This window comes from Micromonospora thermarum (assembly GCF_012034245.1).
GTDB classification, from domain to species: domain Bacteria; phylum Actinomycetota; class Actinomycetes; order Mycobacteriales; family Micromonosporaceae; genus Micromonospora; species Micromonospora thermarum.
Window position 1 is genome coordinate 89,468 of the sequence record NZ_JAATEO010000024.1, and the last position, 16,400, is coordinate 105,867.

The 16,400-nt window shown below is 76.3% G+C and carries 14 protein-coding genes; 10 read left to right on the top strand and 4 right to left on the bottom strand.

Annotation, left to right across the window (positions count from 1 at the left end; genetic code table 11):
- Positions 1 to 155 precede the first annotated feature (155 nt).
- The 4 genes from cobJ (at position 156) to cobA (ending at position 4,471) form a co-directional block, all read left to right on the top strand.
- A complete protein-coding gene (gene cobJ, locus HCJ94_RS21250; RefSeq protein ID WP_309227367.1) occupies positions 156 to 1,838 on the top strand; it encodes a precorrin-3B C(17)-methyltransferase in 1,683 nt (560 codons plus the stop codon).
- Positions 1,835 to 2,041: a DUF362 domain-containing protein gene (locus HCJ94_RS21255; protein WP_205801636.1), complete on the top strand. Its 207-nt coding sequence runs from the start codon at positions 1,835 to 1,837 to the stop codon at positions 2,039 to 2,041. Before cobJ ends, HCJ94_RS21255 begins: the two co-directional genes overlap by 4 nt.
- A 61-nt stretch (positions 2,042 to 2,102) precedes the next feature.
- Positions 2,103 to 2,693, top strand: coding sequence for a precorrin-8X methylmutase (locus tag HCJ94_RS21260; RefSeq protein WP_168002782.1), 591 nt, complete (start codon positions 2,103 to 2,105; stop codon positions 2,691 to 2,693).
- Positions 2,690 to 4,471, top strand: a complete 1,782-nt coding sequence (gene cobA, locus HCJ94_RS21265; RefSeq protein WP_168002783.1) for a uroporphyrinogen-III C-methyltransferase — start codon at positions 2,690 to 2,692, stop codon at positions 4,469 to 4,471. The genes HCJ94_RS21260 and cobA overlap by 4 nt, the downstream gene beginning before the upstream one ends.
- Here cobA and crcB read toward each other — a convergent pair.
- From crcB to HCJ94_RS21280, 3 genes are all read right to left on the bottom strand, one after another.
- On the bottom strand, positions 4,444 to 4,803 hold the full coding sequence (gene crcB, locus HCJ94_RS21270; protein WP_168002784.1) for a fluoride efflux transporter CrcB: 360 nt from the start codon (positions 4,801 to 4,803) through the stop codon (positions 4,444 to 4,446). The genes cobA and crcB overlap by 28 nt on opposite strands.
- Positions 4,800 to 5,324, bottom strand: a complete 525-nt coding sequence (locus tag HCJ94_RS21275; protein WP_168002785.1) for a FluC/FEX family fluoride channel — start codon at positions 5,322 to 5,324, stop codon at positions 4,800 to 4,802. The genes crcB and HCJ94_RS21275 overlap by 4 nt, the downstream gene beginning before the upstream one ends.
- Positions 5,325 to 5,491: 167 nt before the next feature.
- Entirely contained in the window at positions 5,492 to 6,253 is a 762-nt protein-coding gene (locus HCJ94_RS21280; RefSeq protein WP_168002786.1) for a class I SAM-dependent methyltransferase, read from the bottom strand.
- Between the two features lie 255 nt (positions 6,254 to 6,508).
- Between HCJ94_RS21280 and HCJ94_RS21285 the strand changes: the two genes are divergently transcribed.
- The 4 genes from HCJ94_RS21285 to HCJ94_RS21300 all read left to right on the top strand — a co-directional run bounded on the left by HCJ94_RS21285 (position 6,509) and on the right by HCJ94_RS21300 (position 9,667).
- The gene (locus HCJ94_RS21285) at positions 6,509 to 6,943 is read left to right on the top strand and encodes a DUF6766 family protein (RefSeq protein WP_168002787.1); all 435 of its coding nucleotides are present in this window, start codon (positions 6,509 to 6,511) and stop codon (positions 6,941 to 6,943) included.
- A gap of 406 nt (positions 6,944 to 7,349) precedes the next feature.
- Complete coding sequence (gene paaK, locus HCJ94_RS21290) at positions 7,350 to 8,657, top strand: phenylacetate--CoA ligase PaaK (protein WP_168002788.1); 1,308 nt, start codon at positions 7,350 to 7,352, stop codon at positions 8,655 to 8,657.
- Positions 8,658 to 8,685: 28 nt separating this feature from the next.
- Positions 8,686 to 9,060, top strand: a complete 375-nt coding sequence (gene paaI, locus HCJ94_RS21295) for a hydroxyphenylacetyl-CoA thioesterase PaaI (RefSeq protein WP_168002803.1) — start codon at positions 8,686 to 8,688, stop codon at positions 9,058 to 9,060.
- A gap of 40 nt (positions 9,061 to 9,100) precedes the next feature.
- A complete protein-coding gene (locus HCJ94_RS21300; RefSeq protein ID WP_168002789.1) occupies positions 9,101 to 9,667 on the top strand; it encodes a dienelactone hydrolase family protein in 567 nt (188 codons plus the stop codon).
- Positions 9,668 to 9,801: 134 nt separating this feature from the next.
- Here HCJ94_RS21300 and HCJ94_RS21305 read toward each other — a convergent pair whose 3' ends face one another.
- A complete protein-coding gene (locus tag HCJ94_RS21305; protein ID WP_309227366.1) occupies positions 9,802 to 12,105 on the bottom strand; it encodes an AAA family ATPase in 2,304 nt (767 codons plus the stop codon).
- A 321-nt stretch (positions 12,106 to 12,426) separates the two neighbouring features.
- On the opposite strand from HCJ94_RS21305, the gene HCJ94_RS21310 reads away from it, so the two are divergent.
- A complete protein-coding gene (locus HCJ94_RS21310) occupies positions 12,427 to 15,327 on the top strand; it encodes a helix-turn-helix transcriptional regulator (RefSeq protein ID WP_168002790.1) in 2,901 nt (966 codons plus the stop codon).
- Between the two features lie 113 nt (positions 15,328 to 15,440).
- Entirely contained in the window at positions 15,441 to 16,211 is a 771-nt protein-coding gene (locus HCJ94_RS21315) for a DUF5995 family protein (protein ID WP_168002791.1), read from the top strand.
- Positions 16,212 to 16,400: the final 189 nt, after the last annotated feature.

Below are 16,400 nucleotides of genomic sequence, written 5' to 3' on the forward strand. Positions count from 1 at the left end.
GGGCCGGCCACGCCGCTGCCGCCGACCCGGCGGGCGCCGCCCGCCTGTCGCGCCCGCCCTTTGCTCCGCGTCAACCCACGCACCAGATCCGGGCCGGAACCGGTGCGTCCGTTGACGCAGAGCAAAGGGGGCGGGACGGTTCGGTCCCGCGCCGGATCGGCCTCGTCGCCGTCACCGCCGCCGGGCGGCGGCACGCCCGGATCCTCGCCGACGCGTGGCCCGACGCCCGACTGGTCGACGCGGACAGCGCCGCCGACGCGCTGCGGGAGGCCTGGACCCGCTGCGACGGGATCGTGGCGTTCCTCGCCACCGGTGCGGTGGTGCGGATCCTCGCCCCGCTGCTCGGCGACAAGCGCACCGACCCGGCGGTGGTCGTGGTCGACGAGGCGGCCCGGCACGCGGTCGCACTGCTCGGCGGGCACGCCGGCGGCGCCAACGCCCTCGCCGCCGACGTCGGCGCACTGCTCGACGCCGCACCGGTGGTGACCACCGCCACCGACGCGGTCGGCCTGCCCGGGCTCGACACCCTCGGCTGGCCGGTCGAGGGGGCGGTCGCGGCGGTGAGCCGGGCCATCCTCGACGGCGAGCCGGTCGCGCTGATCGCCGACGCCACCTGGCCCCTGCCCGCCCTGCCGGAGAACGTTCGCCCGGCTGACGGGAGCGGTGAAGCCGGGTACCGGTTGCTGGTCACCGACCGCGTCGTGCCGCTGGACGGGCGGACCGCCGTGCTCCGGCCGCCGTCGCTGGTGGCGGGCGTCGGGGCGAGCCGGGGCGTACCGGCCGCGGAGGTACGCGGCCTGCTCGACCGGGTGCTGGCCGAGGCGGGCCTCAGCCCGGCGAGCCTCCGCCACCTGGCCAGCGCCGACGTGAAGGCCGACGAGGCGGGCATCCGCGCGACCGCCGACGCGGTGCGCGTACCCCTGGTGACCTGGTCGGCGGCGGAGCTGGCGGCGGTCGACGTGCCGAACCCCAGCGAGGTGGTCCGCGCCGCCGTCGGCACCCCGAGCGTCGCGGAGGCCGCGGCGCTGCTCGGCGGTGACGCGGAGCTGCTGGTGCCGAAGACCGCGACCGCGATGGCGACCGTCGCGGTCGCCCGGCACACGCCGCGCGGCCGGCTCGCCGTCGTCGGGCTCGGCCCCGGCGCGCCCGACCTGCGCACCCCCCGTGCGGTGGCCGAGCTGCGGCGGGCCGCCGTCGTGGTGGGCCTGGACCAGTACGTCGACCAGGTCCGCGACGTGTTGCGCCCCGGCACCCGGGTGCTCGCCAGTGGGCTCGGCGCGGAGGAGGAACGGGCCCGCGCCGCCGTCGCCGAGGCCGCCGCCGGCCACGCCGTCGCCCTGATCGGGTCCGGCGACGCCGGGGTGTACGCGATGGCGAGCCCCGCCCTGGAGTACGCCGACGAGCGGATCGACGTCGTGGGGGTGCCCGGGGTGACCGCCGCCCTCGCCGCCGGGGCCCTGCTCGGGGCGCCGCTCGGCCACGACCACGCCTACCTCAGCCTGTCCGACCTGCACACCCCGTGGGAGGTCATCGTCCGCCGGGTCACCGCCGCCGCCGAGGGCGACTTCGTGGCGCTGCTCTACAACCCGCGCAGCCGCGCCCGCGACTGGCAGCTGCCGGAGGCGCTGCGGATCCTCGCCGCCCACCGGCCGCCGGACACCCCGGTCGGCGTGGTCCGCAACGCCAGCCGCGACGGCGAGCGGGTGCATCTGGCCACCCTGGCCACCCTCGACCCGGCGATGGTCGACATGTACAGCGTCGTCGTCGTGGGCAGCAGCCGGACCCGGGTCGTCGCCGGCCGGATGGTCACCCCGCGTGGCTACCGGTGGCGCGAATGACCCGCCGCGCGCCGGTGACGGTCGACGCCTGCCAGGGCTGTGGCGCCTGCCTGCTGACCTGCCCCACCCACGCCATCCGGCCGGTGGCCGGCGGTCTCGTCGTCCGCGCCGACCGCTGCACCGGCTGCCTGGAATGCCTGGAGATCTGCCCGGTGGACGCCATCCGCGTCACCGGCCGCGACCACGGTGGAGGAAACCCATGAGTACGACCACGGTCAGCGCCGCGACGGCCCACGCGGCCGTGCCCGGCGCGCGGGAGGGCCGATGAGCCGGGTCGTGCACCCGATCGAGGTGGAGTCCTACCGGATCCTGCGGGAACGCGCCGACCTCGGTCACCTCCCGCCGCTGACCCGGGCCGTCGTCGAGCGGGTGGTGCACGCCAGCGCCGACCTGGACTACGTCACCGACCTGGTGTGCGACGAGGCGGCCCTGGCCGGCGGGCTGGCCGCGCTGCGCGCCGGCGCCCCGGTCGTGACCGACGTGGCGATGGTCGCCGCCGGCATCACCGGCCGGGAGACGGTCTGCCCGGTGGCCGAGGCCGTCACGGCCGACCTGGCCCGCCGGGCCGGGATCACCCGCTCCGCCGCGGCGATGCGGGTCGCCCTGGACCGGGTCGGTGCCGGTGCGGTGTGGGTGGTCGGGTGCGCGCCGACGGCACTGGTGGAACTGCTCACCCTCGACGCGCGGCCGGCGCTGGTGGTCGGCCTGCCGGTCGGGTTCGTCGGCGCCGCCGAGTCCAAGGCCGCGTTGCGGGCCAGCGGCCTGCCCGGGGTCTCCAACCGGGGCGAGAAGGGCGGGTCGGCGGTCGCCGCCGCCGCCCTCAACGCCCTGCTCTACGCGGAGGAGGCGGCATGAGCGAACGGAACGGCCAGGTCCCGGGGCCGGGTATCGGAGGCGGCGACGCGCACCGCGCGCTGGTCATCGTCGGGCACGGTACCCGCAGCGCGGCCGGGGTGGCGCAGTTCGCCGCGCTGGTGGAGCGGGTCCGCCGCCGCGCGGGGGTGGGCGACGTCGAGGGCGGCTTCATCGAGCTGTCCCGCCCGCCGCTCACCGACGCGGTCGGTGCGCTGGCCGCCCGGGGCCACCGGTCGCTGGTCGCGCTGCCACTGGTGCTCACCGCGGCCGGGCACGGCAAGGGCGACATCCCCGCCGCGCTGGCCCGCGAGCAGCAGCGCCACCCCGGTCTCCGGTACGCGTACGGGCGCCCGCTCGGCCCGCACCCGCTGCTGCACAGCGCACTGGAGGAGCGGATCGACGCCGCCCTGGCCGGCGACGACCGGGCCGGCACCTGGGTGGCGCTGATCGGGCGCGGTTCCACCGACCCGGACGCCAACGCCGAGGTCGCCAAGGTGGCGCGCCTGCTGTGGGAGGGACGCGGGTACGCCGGCGTCGAACCGGGCTTCATCTCCCTCGCCGAGCCGTCCGTGCCGGCCGTGCTGGACCGGCTGCGCCGGCTCGGCGCCCGGCGGATCGTCGTCGCCCCGTACTTCCTCTTCGCCGGGGTGCTGCCCGACCGGATCGTCGCGCAGTCCCGGGAGTACGCCGCCGCCCACCCGGAGCTGGACGTACGGGTGGCCGACCTGATCGGGGACTGCGACGCCCTCGCCGACCTGGTCCTCGAACGCCACGCCGAGGCGGTACGCGGCGACATCCGGATGAACTGTGACACCTGCGCGTACCGGGTGCTGATGCCCGGCTTCGCCGACAAGGTGGGCCGGCCGCAGACCCCGCACGACCACCCCGACGACCCGGTCGGCGGGCACGACCACGACCACCATCACCACGGTCACGCCGGCGACCCGGCCGGCGGGCACGGCCACGGGCACCGTCACCCCGGCGAACCCGTGCTGCGTGCCGGTCACGTCGCCATTGTCGGCGGCGGGCCGGGGCCCGACGACCTGATCACCGTCCGCGGCAGGGCGCTGCTCGACGCCGCCGACGTGGTGGTGGTCGACCGGCTCGCCCCGCAGGGGCTGCTCGCCGGGCTGCGCCCCGGCGTGACCGTGGTCGACGCGGCGAAGGTACCCCGGGGACCGTCGGTCGGCCAGGACGCCATCAACGCCGCGCTCGTCACGCACGCCCGCGCCGGCCGGCGGGTGGTCCGGCTCAAGGGCGGCGACCCGTACGTCTTCGGGCGTGGCCACGAGGAGGTCCAGGCCTGCACCGCCGCCGGCGTGCCGGTGACCGTCGTCCCCGGCGTGAGCAGCACGGTCGCCGCGCCGGCCCTGGCCGGCGTACCGGTCACCCACCGCGGTGTGGCGCACGAGTTCACCGTCGTCTCCGGACACCTGCCGCCCGGACACCCGGACTCGCTGGTCGACTGGGCGGCCCTCGGCCGGGCCCGGGGCACCCTGGTGCTGCTGATGGCCGTCGACACCGTCGACGCGATCGCCGCGGTGCTGCTGGCGCACGGCCGGGCCCCGGACACGCCGGTCCTCGCCGTGCAGGACGCCGGACTCCCCGGGCAGCGCTCGCTGACCGCACGGCTGGACGAGATCGGCGTGGTAGCCGCCCGGGAAGGTGTCCGCCCGCCGGCCGTCTTCGTGGTCGGTCCGGTCGTCGCCCTGACCGGCGCGCCCGGAACCCCCACCGTCCGGCGGGAGGGTCAGGGGAGCGCCTGGGCCAGCGCGTAGCCGACGGTGGCGGCCGTGAGGGTCGCCGGCACGCTGAGCAGGGCGTTGCCCAGGGCACGCCCCGGTCGATCCGACCGGGCGAGGCGCAGGGTCTCGTAGCTGAACGTCGAGTACGTGGTCAGCGCGCCGCACAGGCCCGTGCCGAGCAGCGCGCCGACCGCCGGGGAGACCGGGATCCCCACCAGGAACCCCAGCAGAGTCGAGCCGGCCACGTTCACGGTCAGCGTGCCCCAGGGGAACGCCGTACCGAAGCGGGCCTGCACCGCGCGGTCGGTGAGGTAGCGCAGCGGCGCCCCGACCGCCGCGCCGAGCGCGATCAGCAGCATGGTCACCGGCCGGCCCCCGGCGGGCCGGCGTCGCGGCGCTCCGGCGTGGCCGACCCGCCCCCGCCGAGCCGGTCGGCGACGGCGTGACCGGCCCAGACGGCGAGCAGTGCGCCGACCAGGGTCGCCGCCAGGTAGGCGAGGGCGGTCGCCGGTGCCCCGGCGACGACGAGGTGGTGCGCCTCGACCGCGTACGTGGAGAACGTGGTGTAGCCGCCGAGCATCCCGACACCGAGGAACGGCCGGGCCAGGGCCGGACCCCCGTGCCGGGCGAGCACCGCCATCAGGACGCCGATCAGCAGGCACCCGCTCAGGTTGACCGCGAACGTGGCCCAGGGGAAGCCGGTGGGGCCGGGCGGCAGCGCGGCCGACACGCCGGCCCGGGCCAGCGCGCCGAGCGCGCCGCCCGCGGCGACGGCCCCGAGCACCGCCGCCGGGTGGGCGGCCAGTTCGGCCCGGTCGGCGGGTACGCGCAGGTCGACGTCGGGGTCGACGCGCCGCTGCTCCGGACCGGACACCCGCCCTCCCACCCTGCTCCGGCGTCGGACCGGGTCACCCTACCTCTCGATCCACTCCGTGCCGCCGCCATCGCGGCATCCGGACGCGCCGGAAGGGACGATGCCGCCGGCCTGGAGTCGATCATGCTCGGCGGGCCGGGCCGGGCCGGGCCGGGGCGGGGCGGGGCGGCCCGGCCGGGTCAGCGGACTCCGGCGACGGCCGCGTCGGCGCCCCCCCGCCACACCGTGCCGACCTCGGTGAACCCGGCCCCGGTCAGCGCGGCGAGGTGCCAGGAGACCGGCGGGTTCCACTCCGGACTGTGCCCCGTCGGGTAGATCCGCTGCCGCTCCGCCACCAGCGGTGCCAGCGCGGGGTCGGCAGCCGCCAGCTCCCACCACTGTGACCAGGACGGGACGGCGCCGGCGGCGTACCGGGCGTCCCGGCGGGCGCGGGCCCGGTCGAGCAGGCGCTTGGTCAGGTCGGGCAGCGTGTCGTCCGGCATGTGGTCGGCGTTGGCCAGGAGGCCGCCGGGCCGGAGCAGGTCGCGCAACTCGGCGTAGAGGGCCGTGAGGCGCTCCGCCGGCAGCCAGTGCAGCGCGGTGGCGGTGAGGACCGCGTCGTACTCGCGGTGGGGGAGCGCGTCCCGCCACCGGGGCGTGCCGAGGTCGGCGGTGACGATCGTGACCCGGTCACCGAGCGAGGCCCGGGCCAGGGCGAGCAGCGCCGGGTCCAGGTCGACCAGCGTCACCTGCGCGTCGGGGAAGCGTCGCAGGGTCCGCTCCGAGATGCTGCCGGTGCCGCCGGCGAGGTCGAGCAGGCGCAGCGGGCCACCGCCGTCGTGGACGGCGTCGACGGCGTCGAGCATGGCCGTGAAGCGGTGCTCCCGGTCCGGCAGGTACGCCTCCTGCTGGCGGTCCCAGCTCTCCTGCCACGCCGCCGCGTTCGCAATGTAAGGAGTCATGCCCCTGAGGCTAGTTACGTCGCCGGACGGCTGTCCAGACCTTCTTGCCAGTAACTTGCAACTACGTAAGAATGGCGATGCGATGATCCGCGTGGGCCGGGGAGCTGTCCTCCCCGGCCCGACGACCCGCACCCCCAGGCCCTGCCACGGATCGACGCAACTCTGTGTTTCGGTCCGGTCGCGCTGGGGCACCGTTTCGACGCAGTCGCCGGAGGGCATATGCCTGACCTGGGGATTCGTCGAGAGGGGATCGTCATGGCCGACACCAAGACGGCAGCCGATACACGTTCGTCGGGGTCCAACGGTCGGGCGACGCGTGGCCGGGGGAGGAAGGCCGAGGGCCCGCCGTTCCGCAAGCCGAGCTGGCCCAAGGCGTACGCGTTCGCTCTGGTCACCGGCGCCCTGTTCCTGTTCTCCTGGCTGGGCCAGTTCGTCTTCCAGCTGGCGGTGGAGAGCAACGAGGCCAGCCAGCACGGTCAGGCGTTCGCCTGGGTCGACTTCCTGCCGCAGTTCTTCGCCAGCACCTTCGAGAACTGGCAGTCCGAGTTCCTCCAGCTCGTCTGGCAGGCCGCCGGGCTCGCCCTGTTCTACTACTGGGGCTCGTCGCAGAGCCGGGAGTCCGACGAGCGGATCGAGGCCAAGCTGGACGCCCTGCTGCGCGAACGGAACCTGGACCCGGACAACCCGTGACCGTGGCGCGGGTCACCGGTGCGTCCGGTTGACCTCAACCCGACTTGAGCTCCGAGGCTCGACATGTCGAGCAGGCGAGGAGCGACGGGAGGGCGACGTGCGGGTGATCGAGGTGACGCGGTTCGGGGGCCGGAGGTACTCACCCTGACCGAGGCGCCGGAGCCGACGCCGGGCGCGGGTGAGGTGGTCGTCGACGTGGCGGCGGCCGACGTGCTGTGGGTGGAGACGATGATCCGTCGCGGCCGCGGTGCCCCGTACTTCCCCGTCCGGCCGCCGTACCGCTGCTCACGGCGTGACCCCGGGTGGCGCGGGCCGCCGGTGGTGGCCGGCGCGGGGCGGGCGTACGGTACCAAGATCGGCGGAGTGCTGCCTCCGCCGCCCGGCGGCAGGAGTGAGGAGGGCCGCGATGGAGGACCGTACGCCCCGCCCGGAGGAGCTGGAGCCGATCGAGCGGGCGGGCGTCGACGAGCTGCGCGCGGTGCAGCTGGAGCGGCTGCGCCGGTCGCTGCGGCACGCGTACGACCAGGTGCCGCACTACCGCCGGGCCTTCACGGCGGCCGGCGTGCACCCCGACGACTGTCGGGAGCTCGCCGACCTGGCCCGGTTCCCGTTCACCACCAAGGCGGAGCTACGCGACAACTACCCGTACGGGATGTTCGCCGTGCCGCGCGAGCGGGTCGCCCGGCTGCACGCCTCGTCCGGCACCACGGGCCGGCCCACCGTCGTCGGGTACACGGCGGAGGACGTGCGGACCTGGGCGCGGCTGATGGCACGCTCGATCCGGGCCGCCGGGGGCCGCCCCGGCGACCGGGTCCACGTCGCGTACGGGTACGGGCTCTTCACCGGCGGGCTCGGCGCGCACTACGGCGCCGAGGAACTCGGCTGCACGGTCATCCCGGTCTCCGGCGGGATGACCGAGCGGCAGGTGCTGCTGATCCGCGACCTCGAACCCGAGGTCATCATGGTCACCCCCAGCTACCTGCTCGCCATCGTGGACGAGATGGAACGCCAGGGCGTCGACCCGCGCTCCACGTCGCTGCGGGTCGGGATCTTCGGGGCCGAGCCGTGGACCGAGGACATGCGCCGCGAGATGGAGCGGCGTCTCGACATGCACGCCGTCGACATCTACGGGCTGTCCGAGGTCATGGGCCCCGGTGTGGCCGTCGAGTGCGTCGACACGAAGGACGGCCTGCACCTGTGGGAGGACCACTTCTACCCGGAGATCATCGACCCGGTCAGCGGGACGGTCCTGCCCGACGGTGAGCGCGGCGAGCTGGTCCTCACCTCGCTCACCCGGGAGGCGATGCCGGTCGTCCGCTACCGCACGCGGGACCTCACCCGGCTGCTGCCGGGCACCGCCCGGCCGATGCGGCGGATCGAGAAGATCACCGGTCGGACCGACGACATGATGATCGTGCGGGGCGTGAACGTCTTCCCGACCCAGATCGAGGAGCTGATCCTGCGTACGCCCGCCCTGTCCCCGCACTTCCAGTGCGTCCTGGACCGGCAGGGGCGGATGGACACCCTGACCGTCCGGGTCGAGCGACGGGCGGACGCGGACCGGGCGGCGGCCGAGCGGGCCGGCGCGGCGCTGGTCGGCCTGGTCAAGAACACGATCGAGGTGAGCGTGGCGGTCGAGGTGCTCGACCCGGACGGCGTGGAGCGGTCCATGGGCAAGATGCGCCGGATCGTCGACCAGCGGCGGGGCGGGTGACGTGGGGGAGCGCAACGCCGCGTACGACATGTTCGACGCCGACGTCGCCTCGCGCGCGCTCGGCATCGAGCTGGTCGAGGCCGCCGACGGGGCGGCGGTGGCCCGGATGCGGGTCACCGCCGCGATGGTCAACGGGCACGCCATCGCCCACGGCGGGTACGTCTTCCTGCTCGCCGACACCGCGTTCGCGCTGGCCTGCAACAGCCACGGCCCGGTGACGGTGGCCGCCGGCGGTGACATCACGTTCGTCCGGCCGGCGCGCGAGGGGGACCTGCTCGTCGCCCACGCCACCGAACGCACCCGGTACGGCCGCAGCGGCATCTACGACGTCACCGTCACCCGCGACGACGGCGAGGTGGTCGCCGAGTTCCGGGGTCGCAGCCGCACGCTGAACGGGTCCTGAGCCGGACGCGGCGCCCGGCGGCGTCCGGCAGGATGTGCACATGGGACACGTCGCGCTCTTCCACTCCGTGTACGGGCTGCGGCCCGCCGTGCTCGCCGCCGCCGACCGGCTGCGCGCCGCCGGGCACCGGGTGGTCGCCCCCGACCTGTACGGCGTCCCGCCGGCGGAGACCGTCGACGAGGGGATCGCGCTGCTGGACAAGATCGGTTGGGAGGCCGTCGTGGAGCGGGCCCGGGCGGCGGTCCGCGACCTGCCCGACGACGTGGTGCTCCTGGGGTTCTCGATGGGCGCCGGGGTGGCCGGCGCGATGCTGCGCGAGCGTCCCGCCGCCGCGGGGCTGGTGCTGCTGCACGCCGCCAGCGGCGCGCCGGACGGGGTGCGGCCCGGCCTGCCGGTGCACGTGCACCTCGCCGACCCCGACCCCTGGGAGCCGCCGGACGAGTTCGACGCCTGGCAGCGGGAGATGACCACGGCCGGCGCCGACCTCACCGTGCACCGGTACCCGGGCGTCGGCCACCTGTACACCGACCCGGACGTGCCCGACTACGACGGGGCAGCGGCCGAGTGCACCTGGGAGCGGGTCCTCGCCTTCCTCGACCGCCGCTGACCGCCGCGGCCCCCGGGCCGGTGCGCCGGTGGCGCCGAGGGCGGTGGCGCCGCGGCTTTGATCAGCTACACGGCAGCGGCACGACACGCCGCTCGGGGTGCCGCTGCCGTGTATTCGATCATGCGACGCCGTCGTCAGGCCGCCCGGACCGCCGGTGTCGCCGATGTCCGACCGCGCCGGTGCAGGGCAACGGTCGCTGCCTCATGTCGCTCTCCGGGCAGCCGCCGTGGGGCCCCGACCGGTCGCGGCGCCGCGACCCTGGGTGGAGCGGACGACCGGGCGACCTCGTCCCCGGACGTCCGGTCCCGCTCCGGGCCCCCGGGCCGGGGCGACGGGACGCCCGGTTCAGGGGTGGCCGGGAACGCGGACGAGCCAGCTTTCCGGGGCGGGCGGTCGCCGGCGACTGCCGGCGTGGACGTGACGGCCGGAGCGGGGCCGGCCGACGCGGACCTCGTCGTGACGAGGGCCGCTGAACGAGCGATGGTCGTGGTGCGGGGAGAGCCGTCGCGAGGGGCGGCCGGGGTGCGGCCGTCCGGGGACGCTGGCCTGGTCGCGCGGCGGGGAGAACCGTCGTCGGCGGCGTCCCCGGTGTGGGACGGCCGGCCGGGCGTGTGGTCCGGCCCACCGGGAGTGAGCGGCACGGCCGCCCCGGCCGGCAGAGCGCCGGTGCGGTGAGCGGCGATCGGGCCTGGGCGGCCGTCGGCGGGCACCCGGTGCGAACGGCCCTCGGCGGGCTCTGCCGTCGGTGCGGCGGACCGCGTGGGGAGAGCGGACGGTGCCTGCCGCTGGTCCGTCCGGGCGAGCAGCGCGGTCCGGGCGGCGCGGGTCAGCCGGGCGGCGGCGACCGCGGCGACCACGGGGTCGCTCACGGCGTACCCGGCGGGCCGCAGGGTCAGCAGGTCCCGGTCGACCAGCTCGCGCAGCGCCGCGACCGCCCGGCCCGGAACCCAGCCGAACAGGTGGTCCACGGCAGCGGCGTCGACGGGCGTTCCGGCGGCCGCGGCCGCCATGAGCACCGCCCGCTGCGGGCCGTCGAGCCGGTCCAGCCGGGTGTCGACGGTGCGGCGTACCGGGTCGGGCACCGGCAGCCGCGCCGGGTCGGCCCCGCCCGGTGGCAGCGCCGCCACGTACGCGGCGGCCCGCCCCGGGTGCCCGTCGACCAACGGCAGCAGGGCCGCGACCAGCGGCGCCGGTTGGCCGGCCCGGTGCAGCAGGTGGCGCAGCAGCCGGCCGGACTCCACGCTGGACAGCCGGCCCAACGGGACCCGGCACCCCCGGTCGCCGGGCCGGTCGTCGGCCCGGTCCGGACCGTGCAGCGCCACCACGGCGAGCGGCACGGCTCGGGTACGGGCGGCGGCCAGGAGCCGGTGCAGGAAGTGACCCAGCTCCGGCGCGCCCCGGTCGAGGTCGTCGACCGCCACCACCATCGGCTGCCGTTCGGCGAGCGCGAGCAGGCACTCCTGCCAGACCGCCGCGCCCCGCTGCGCGTCCGTGCCGGCGTCCGGCCCGGCCAGCAGCCCTTCGAGGGCGTACACCGCCTCGGTCCGGCGGGGCGCCGGCACCAGGTCGGTCACGGCGGCGGCGAGCTGTCGGCGTACCACCGGGGGTGTGTCCCGCGCGCGGAGGCCGGCGAACGCGCGGACCTGGTCGGCGACGGGCGCCAGGGCCTCCGCCGGGTACGGCGGGCAGTGCGCGACGCACCAGCGGACCGGGATCCCGTCGACCGCCTGAACCGTCCGGACCAGTTCGTGCAGCAGCCGGCTGCGCCCGCTGCCCGCCGGGCCGACCAGCGACACCCAGCGGGGCCGGCGCTCCCGGACCGTCCGGACGAGCTGGTCCCGGACGGTGGCCAACTCCCGTCGCCGCCCGATCAGCGGCCCGGCGTGCCGGCCGGGCGCGGGCCGGGCCACGTCGGTGGCGTGCCACACGTCCAGCGGCAGCGGCTTGCCCGCCACGGCCACCGGCGGCACCGGACGCTGGTCGATCATCCCGTCGGTCGCCCGGTGGGTCGCGGCGCAGCGCGCCACACCGCCCGGCGGGGCGTACTCCTGGAGGCGCGCGGCCAGCGTGATGACAGCGCCGCTCGCCGTGCCGTGCCCCCCGTCCCGGGTGGCGGCCAGGTCCACCACCGCCTCGCCGGTGGCCACCCCGACGCGGACCCGCAGTGCCGGCCCCCCGACCAGCGACCGCCGGTCCAGCGACCGCTGGATCTCCAGCCCGGCGCGCACCGCCCGGTACGCGTCGAACCCGTCGGACTCGCGCGCGCCGAAGAGGGCCATCACCGCGTCCCCGATGTACTTCTCCACCACGCCGTGCCAGCGGCCCAGCACCCCCGCCACAGTGTCGAAGTAGGCGTGCTGCAACGCCCGGACGTCCTCCGGGTCCAGCCGGTCCACCAGCGCCGTGGACCCGACGATGTCGGCGAAGAGGACGGTCACCGTCCGTCTCTCCTCCGGCACCGGCCAGCGGTCCGGCGGATCGGCGGAGCACCGCGTGGGACGCGTCGGGACCGTACCGAGAGCCCGACCGCCGACGCGCCCCGGACCAGCGGCGATGGTGAACATGGGCATCGCACCTGCCCTTCCCCCCGGTTGGTGGCTGACGACGATCGGAGACTGTCACCCCTGGGCCGACCGGGGATCGGCAGAACGACGTATGTCCGCCGGCCGCAACCTTTGGTCGCAATGTCGACGCGATGAGTACGAGAGGGCCGAAAGGCCTGTAGAACGGCCCGGGGACGTGTGACTAGGCTGCGTGCCATGGCCAGCGATGTGGACGGTGCACCGCTCGTCGGCCGGACCGACCTGGTCACGTCGGTACGGTCCGCGCTGCTCGGGACCGTCGCCCAGGGGCACACCGCGGCGGTCTTCCTCTCCGGTGAGAGCGGGGTGGGCAAGAGCCGACTGCTGCGCGAGGTGGGCGCCGGGCTGCGGGACGCGGGCGCCCTCGTGCTCACGGGCGCCTGCCTGGACATCGGCGACGCCTCACCGCTGCATCCGCTGCTGCAGGCGCTGCGCCGCTTCGACGCCGAGCTGACCGCCTCGCACGCCCGCACGGCGTCCGCGGTCCGGGGGCTGCTCGGGATGTTCGCCGAGGAGACCGCCGGGTCGGACGGCGCCGGGGCGCTGCTGGAGCGGGTCTCGCGGGGCCTGCACCTGATCGCCGAGGGGCGGCCGCTCGTGCTCGTCCTCGACGACCTGCAGTGGGTCGACCGGAGCACCCGGCAGCTCCTGCTGTATCTACTCGCCGGCCTGGGCGACCTGCAGGTGTCGGTGCTGGCGGCCGTCCGGGCGGAGTCGCTGCAGGGCGCGCACCCGCTGCGCCGCGTCCTCACCGAGCTGCGTCGCCTGCGGACGGTGCAGGTGATCGACCTGGCCCCGCTGGACCGGGCCGCCACCGAGCAGCTCGCCGCGGCGGTCGTCGGCCGGCCCCTGTCGCCGGACGCCGCCGACCTGGTGTGGCAGCGCAGCGGCGGCAACCCGTTCGTCGTGGAGGAGCTGGCCCGCGACCTGCGCGAGGGCCGGGTCGGCCTCTCCGACACCCTGCGCGAGATCTTCCTGTCCAGGGTGGACGCGCTGCCGCAGCACGCGCACGCGGTGGTGCACGCGGTGGCCGCCGGTGTCGAGCCGGTGGAGCACTGGCTCCTCGCCAAGGTGGTACGCCTGCCGGAGGACGAGCTGATCGAGGCGGTCCGGGCGGCGGTCGCGCACCGGCTGCTGGTCGGCGCCGACGACGGCTACCGGCTGCGGCACCGGCTGGTCGCCGAGGTACTGGAACACGAGCTGCTGCCCGCGGAGCGGGCCGCCCTGCACCGCCGCTACGCCGAGGCGCTGACCGCCGCGCCGGCCGAGCTGCACCAGGCGCGGCTGGCGCACCACTGGCGGCTGGCCGGCGAGCCCGCCCGTGCCCTGCCGGCCGCGGTCGCGGCCGCCGAGGAGGCCGAGCGGCTGCACGGCTACGCCGAGGCGCACCGGCACTGGTCGGCCGCCCTGCACCTGGCCGACGCTCCCGCCGCCGGGCCGGCCGTGGACCGGGTCACCCTGCTGGAACGTGCCGCCGAGGCGGCGCACCACTGCGGCGAGCACGCCCGGGCCCTCGCCCTGCTGGAGGAGCTGGCCGCCTCCGACGCCGGCCGGCCGGCGTGCGAGCTGCACATCCGCCGGGCCCGCTACCTGGCGGCCGCCGGCCGGTCGGCGCTGGCCGAGGCGGAGTACCAGCGGGCCCTCGACAACCCCGACTGCACGCCGCGCGAGCGGGCCACCGCGGCGGCGCACCTGGCCGAGCTGCTGCTGCACCTGGGCCGGTACGCCGACGCCGGCCGGCGCGCCCGGGAGGCGCTGGAGCTGTCCGGCGAGGTGGAGGGCTCCACGTCGGAGGTGGTCCTCGCCAGCGCGGCGCTGGGCTTCTCCGAGGCCTACCTGGAGGACCCGGATTCCGGCCTGGCCGCCGTCCGGCGGGCCCTGGAGATTGCGGAGCGGGCCGGCCAGCCCGAGGACGTGGCGTGCGCGTACCTGCACCTGGCCGAGCTGCTCACCGGCCCGCTGAACATCCTCGAGGAGGGCGTCGTGGTGGCCCGGCGGGGCGCCGAGCGGGTCGCCGAGCTGGGGCTGGGCCGCACGTACGAGACGCGGCTGCTCGCGATCGCCACCAACGGGCTGTTCCGGGTGGGCCAGTGGGCCGAGGCGGAGAAGGTGGTGGCGGCGGCGCTGCGCCACCGCCCGTCCGGCGCGGACGCCGTCGAGCTGCTGCTGGCCCGCTGCCGGCTCTCCGTCGGGTACGGCGACATCGAGGCCGCCGACCGGGACCTGGACGCGGTGGCCACCGTGCTCGCCGGCGGCGGCGCCCGGCACGTGATCCCGCTGCTCACCCTGCGCGCCGGGCTGGCGATGTGGCAGGGCCGGCACGACCTGGCCCGGCAGGCCGTGCAGCGCGGCCTGACCGAGAGCCGCTCCGACGACGTGACCATCCTCGCCGCGCTGGTGTGGCACGGCCTGCGGGCCGAGGCGGAGGCGCACGCGAGCCGCACCGTCGACGTCGACCGGACGGCGGTACGGCGACTGCGTGAGGCCGCCGACCGGGTGGCCCGCAAGAGCGCGTCCGCGCCACCGGCGGTCCGTAGCGTCGTGGACGGCTTCCTGGCTCTGTGCGCCGCCGAGGTGAGTCGGCTCGACGGCAGCGACCCGGAGCTGTGGGCCCGGTCGGTCACCGAGTGGGACCGGCGCAACCATCCGTACCCGGCGGCGTACTCGCGCCTGCGCCAGGCCGAGGCGCTGCTCGCCCGGCGCGGCCGCAGCGCCACCGCGGGAAAGCTGCTGCGGGCGGCGTACCAGGTGGCGCAGGGACTGGGCGCGGTCCCGCTGACCTCGGAGATCCGGACCCTGGCCGGCCGGGCGCGGGTGTCGCTCGAGGAACGGGACACCGCGTCCGGCGCGTCGGCGACGGCCGCCTCGTCCGACGGGGACGAGCTGGCGGTGCTCACGGCCCGGGAGCGGGAGGTGCTCGCGGCGGTGGCCGAGGGGCTGACCAACAAGGAGATCGGCCAGCGGCTGTTCATCAGCGAGCGGACCATCGGCGTGCACGTGTCGCACATCTTCGACAAGCTGCACGTCCGCACCCGGGTCCAGGCAAGCGCGATCTTCCTCCGCAACCGCCCCGCGTAGGGGCGGGCGGCACGTACGTATACGTCGTTCTACTGATCCGGCCGACCGCCGCCGGCTGGAAGGCTGTGCACCGTCACCAGGACCGGTGACGTGGGGGAGCAGGTGGAGGAGAGATGACTGAACCGGTTTGGGGGCCCGTGCACCGGGACATCGTCGACCTGCTCGCCGACCGTCCCGCGGACGTGCCGGCCGTCGTGGACCACCTCACGAAGCTGCAGGATCTGCTGGTCCGGCTCCCTCCGCTGGAGGAGAGCTGCCCTCTCGCGGACTTCAACAAGCTCTACCTGACCATCACCGAGAGCGTGCTGAACGGTCTCTACGACGACTTCTTCGCCGACCCGGTCTTCCTGTCCCGGCTGGACGTCGAGTTCGCCGCGCGCTACTTCGACGCGATGCGGTTCTGGACCGACTCCAGCCCGAACTGCCCGAAGGCGTGGTCGTGCCTGTTCGAGCGGATGCGCGGCCCGGACGCCCGGCCGCTGCCGTCGGCGGCCGCCGGGGTCAACGCGCACATCAACTACGACCTGCCGTTCGCCCTGGTGACGACGTTCGACAGTCTGGAGTCGGAGCCGGTGGACGGCACCGACCAGCACCGCGACTACCTCAAGATCAACGACATCTTCGCGGACAAGATCCCCGGGCTGCGGCGCGGCTACCTGGACCAGTGGCAGTTGATGATCGACATGCTCAACGGCGACATCGACGACTGGTACCAGGGGGAACTGGTCGAGTACACGCGCGACGTCGCCTGGCGTAACGCGCAGAAGATCTGGCGGTGCCGGCACGATCCGACCGCCCACGAGTGCGAGCGGGCGCGGCTGGACGACAACGCCGCCCTGCTCGGCCGGTTGCTGCTGTCGCCCCTCGGGGCGTTCCTGCAGTAGCCGGGACGGGGGGGGTCCCCGCGCTCCGCGGCGGCGCGGAGCGCGGGGACGCGTCCCGCCCGCCAGTGGCGGGGGGGGGGGGGGGGGCGGGGGGCCCGGGGGGGGGGGGGGGGCGGGCGGGGGGGGGGGGCGGGGGGGGGGGGGGGGGGGGGGGCGGCCCCCCCCCCCCCCCCGGGGGCCCCGGGGGGG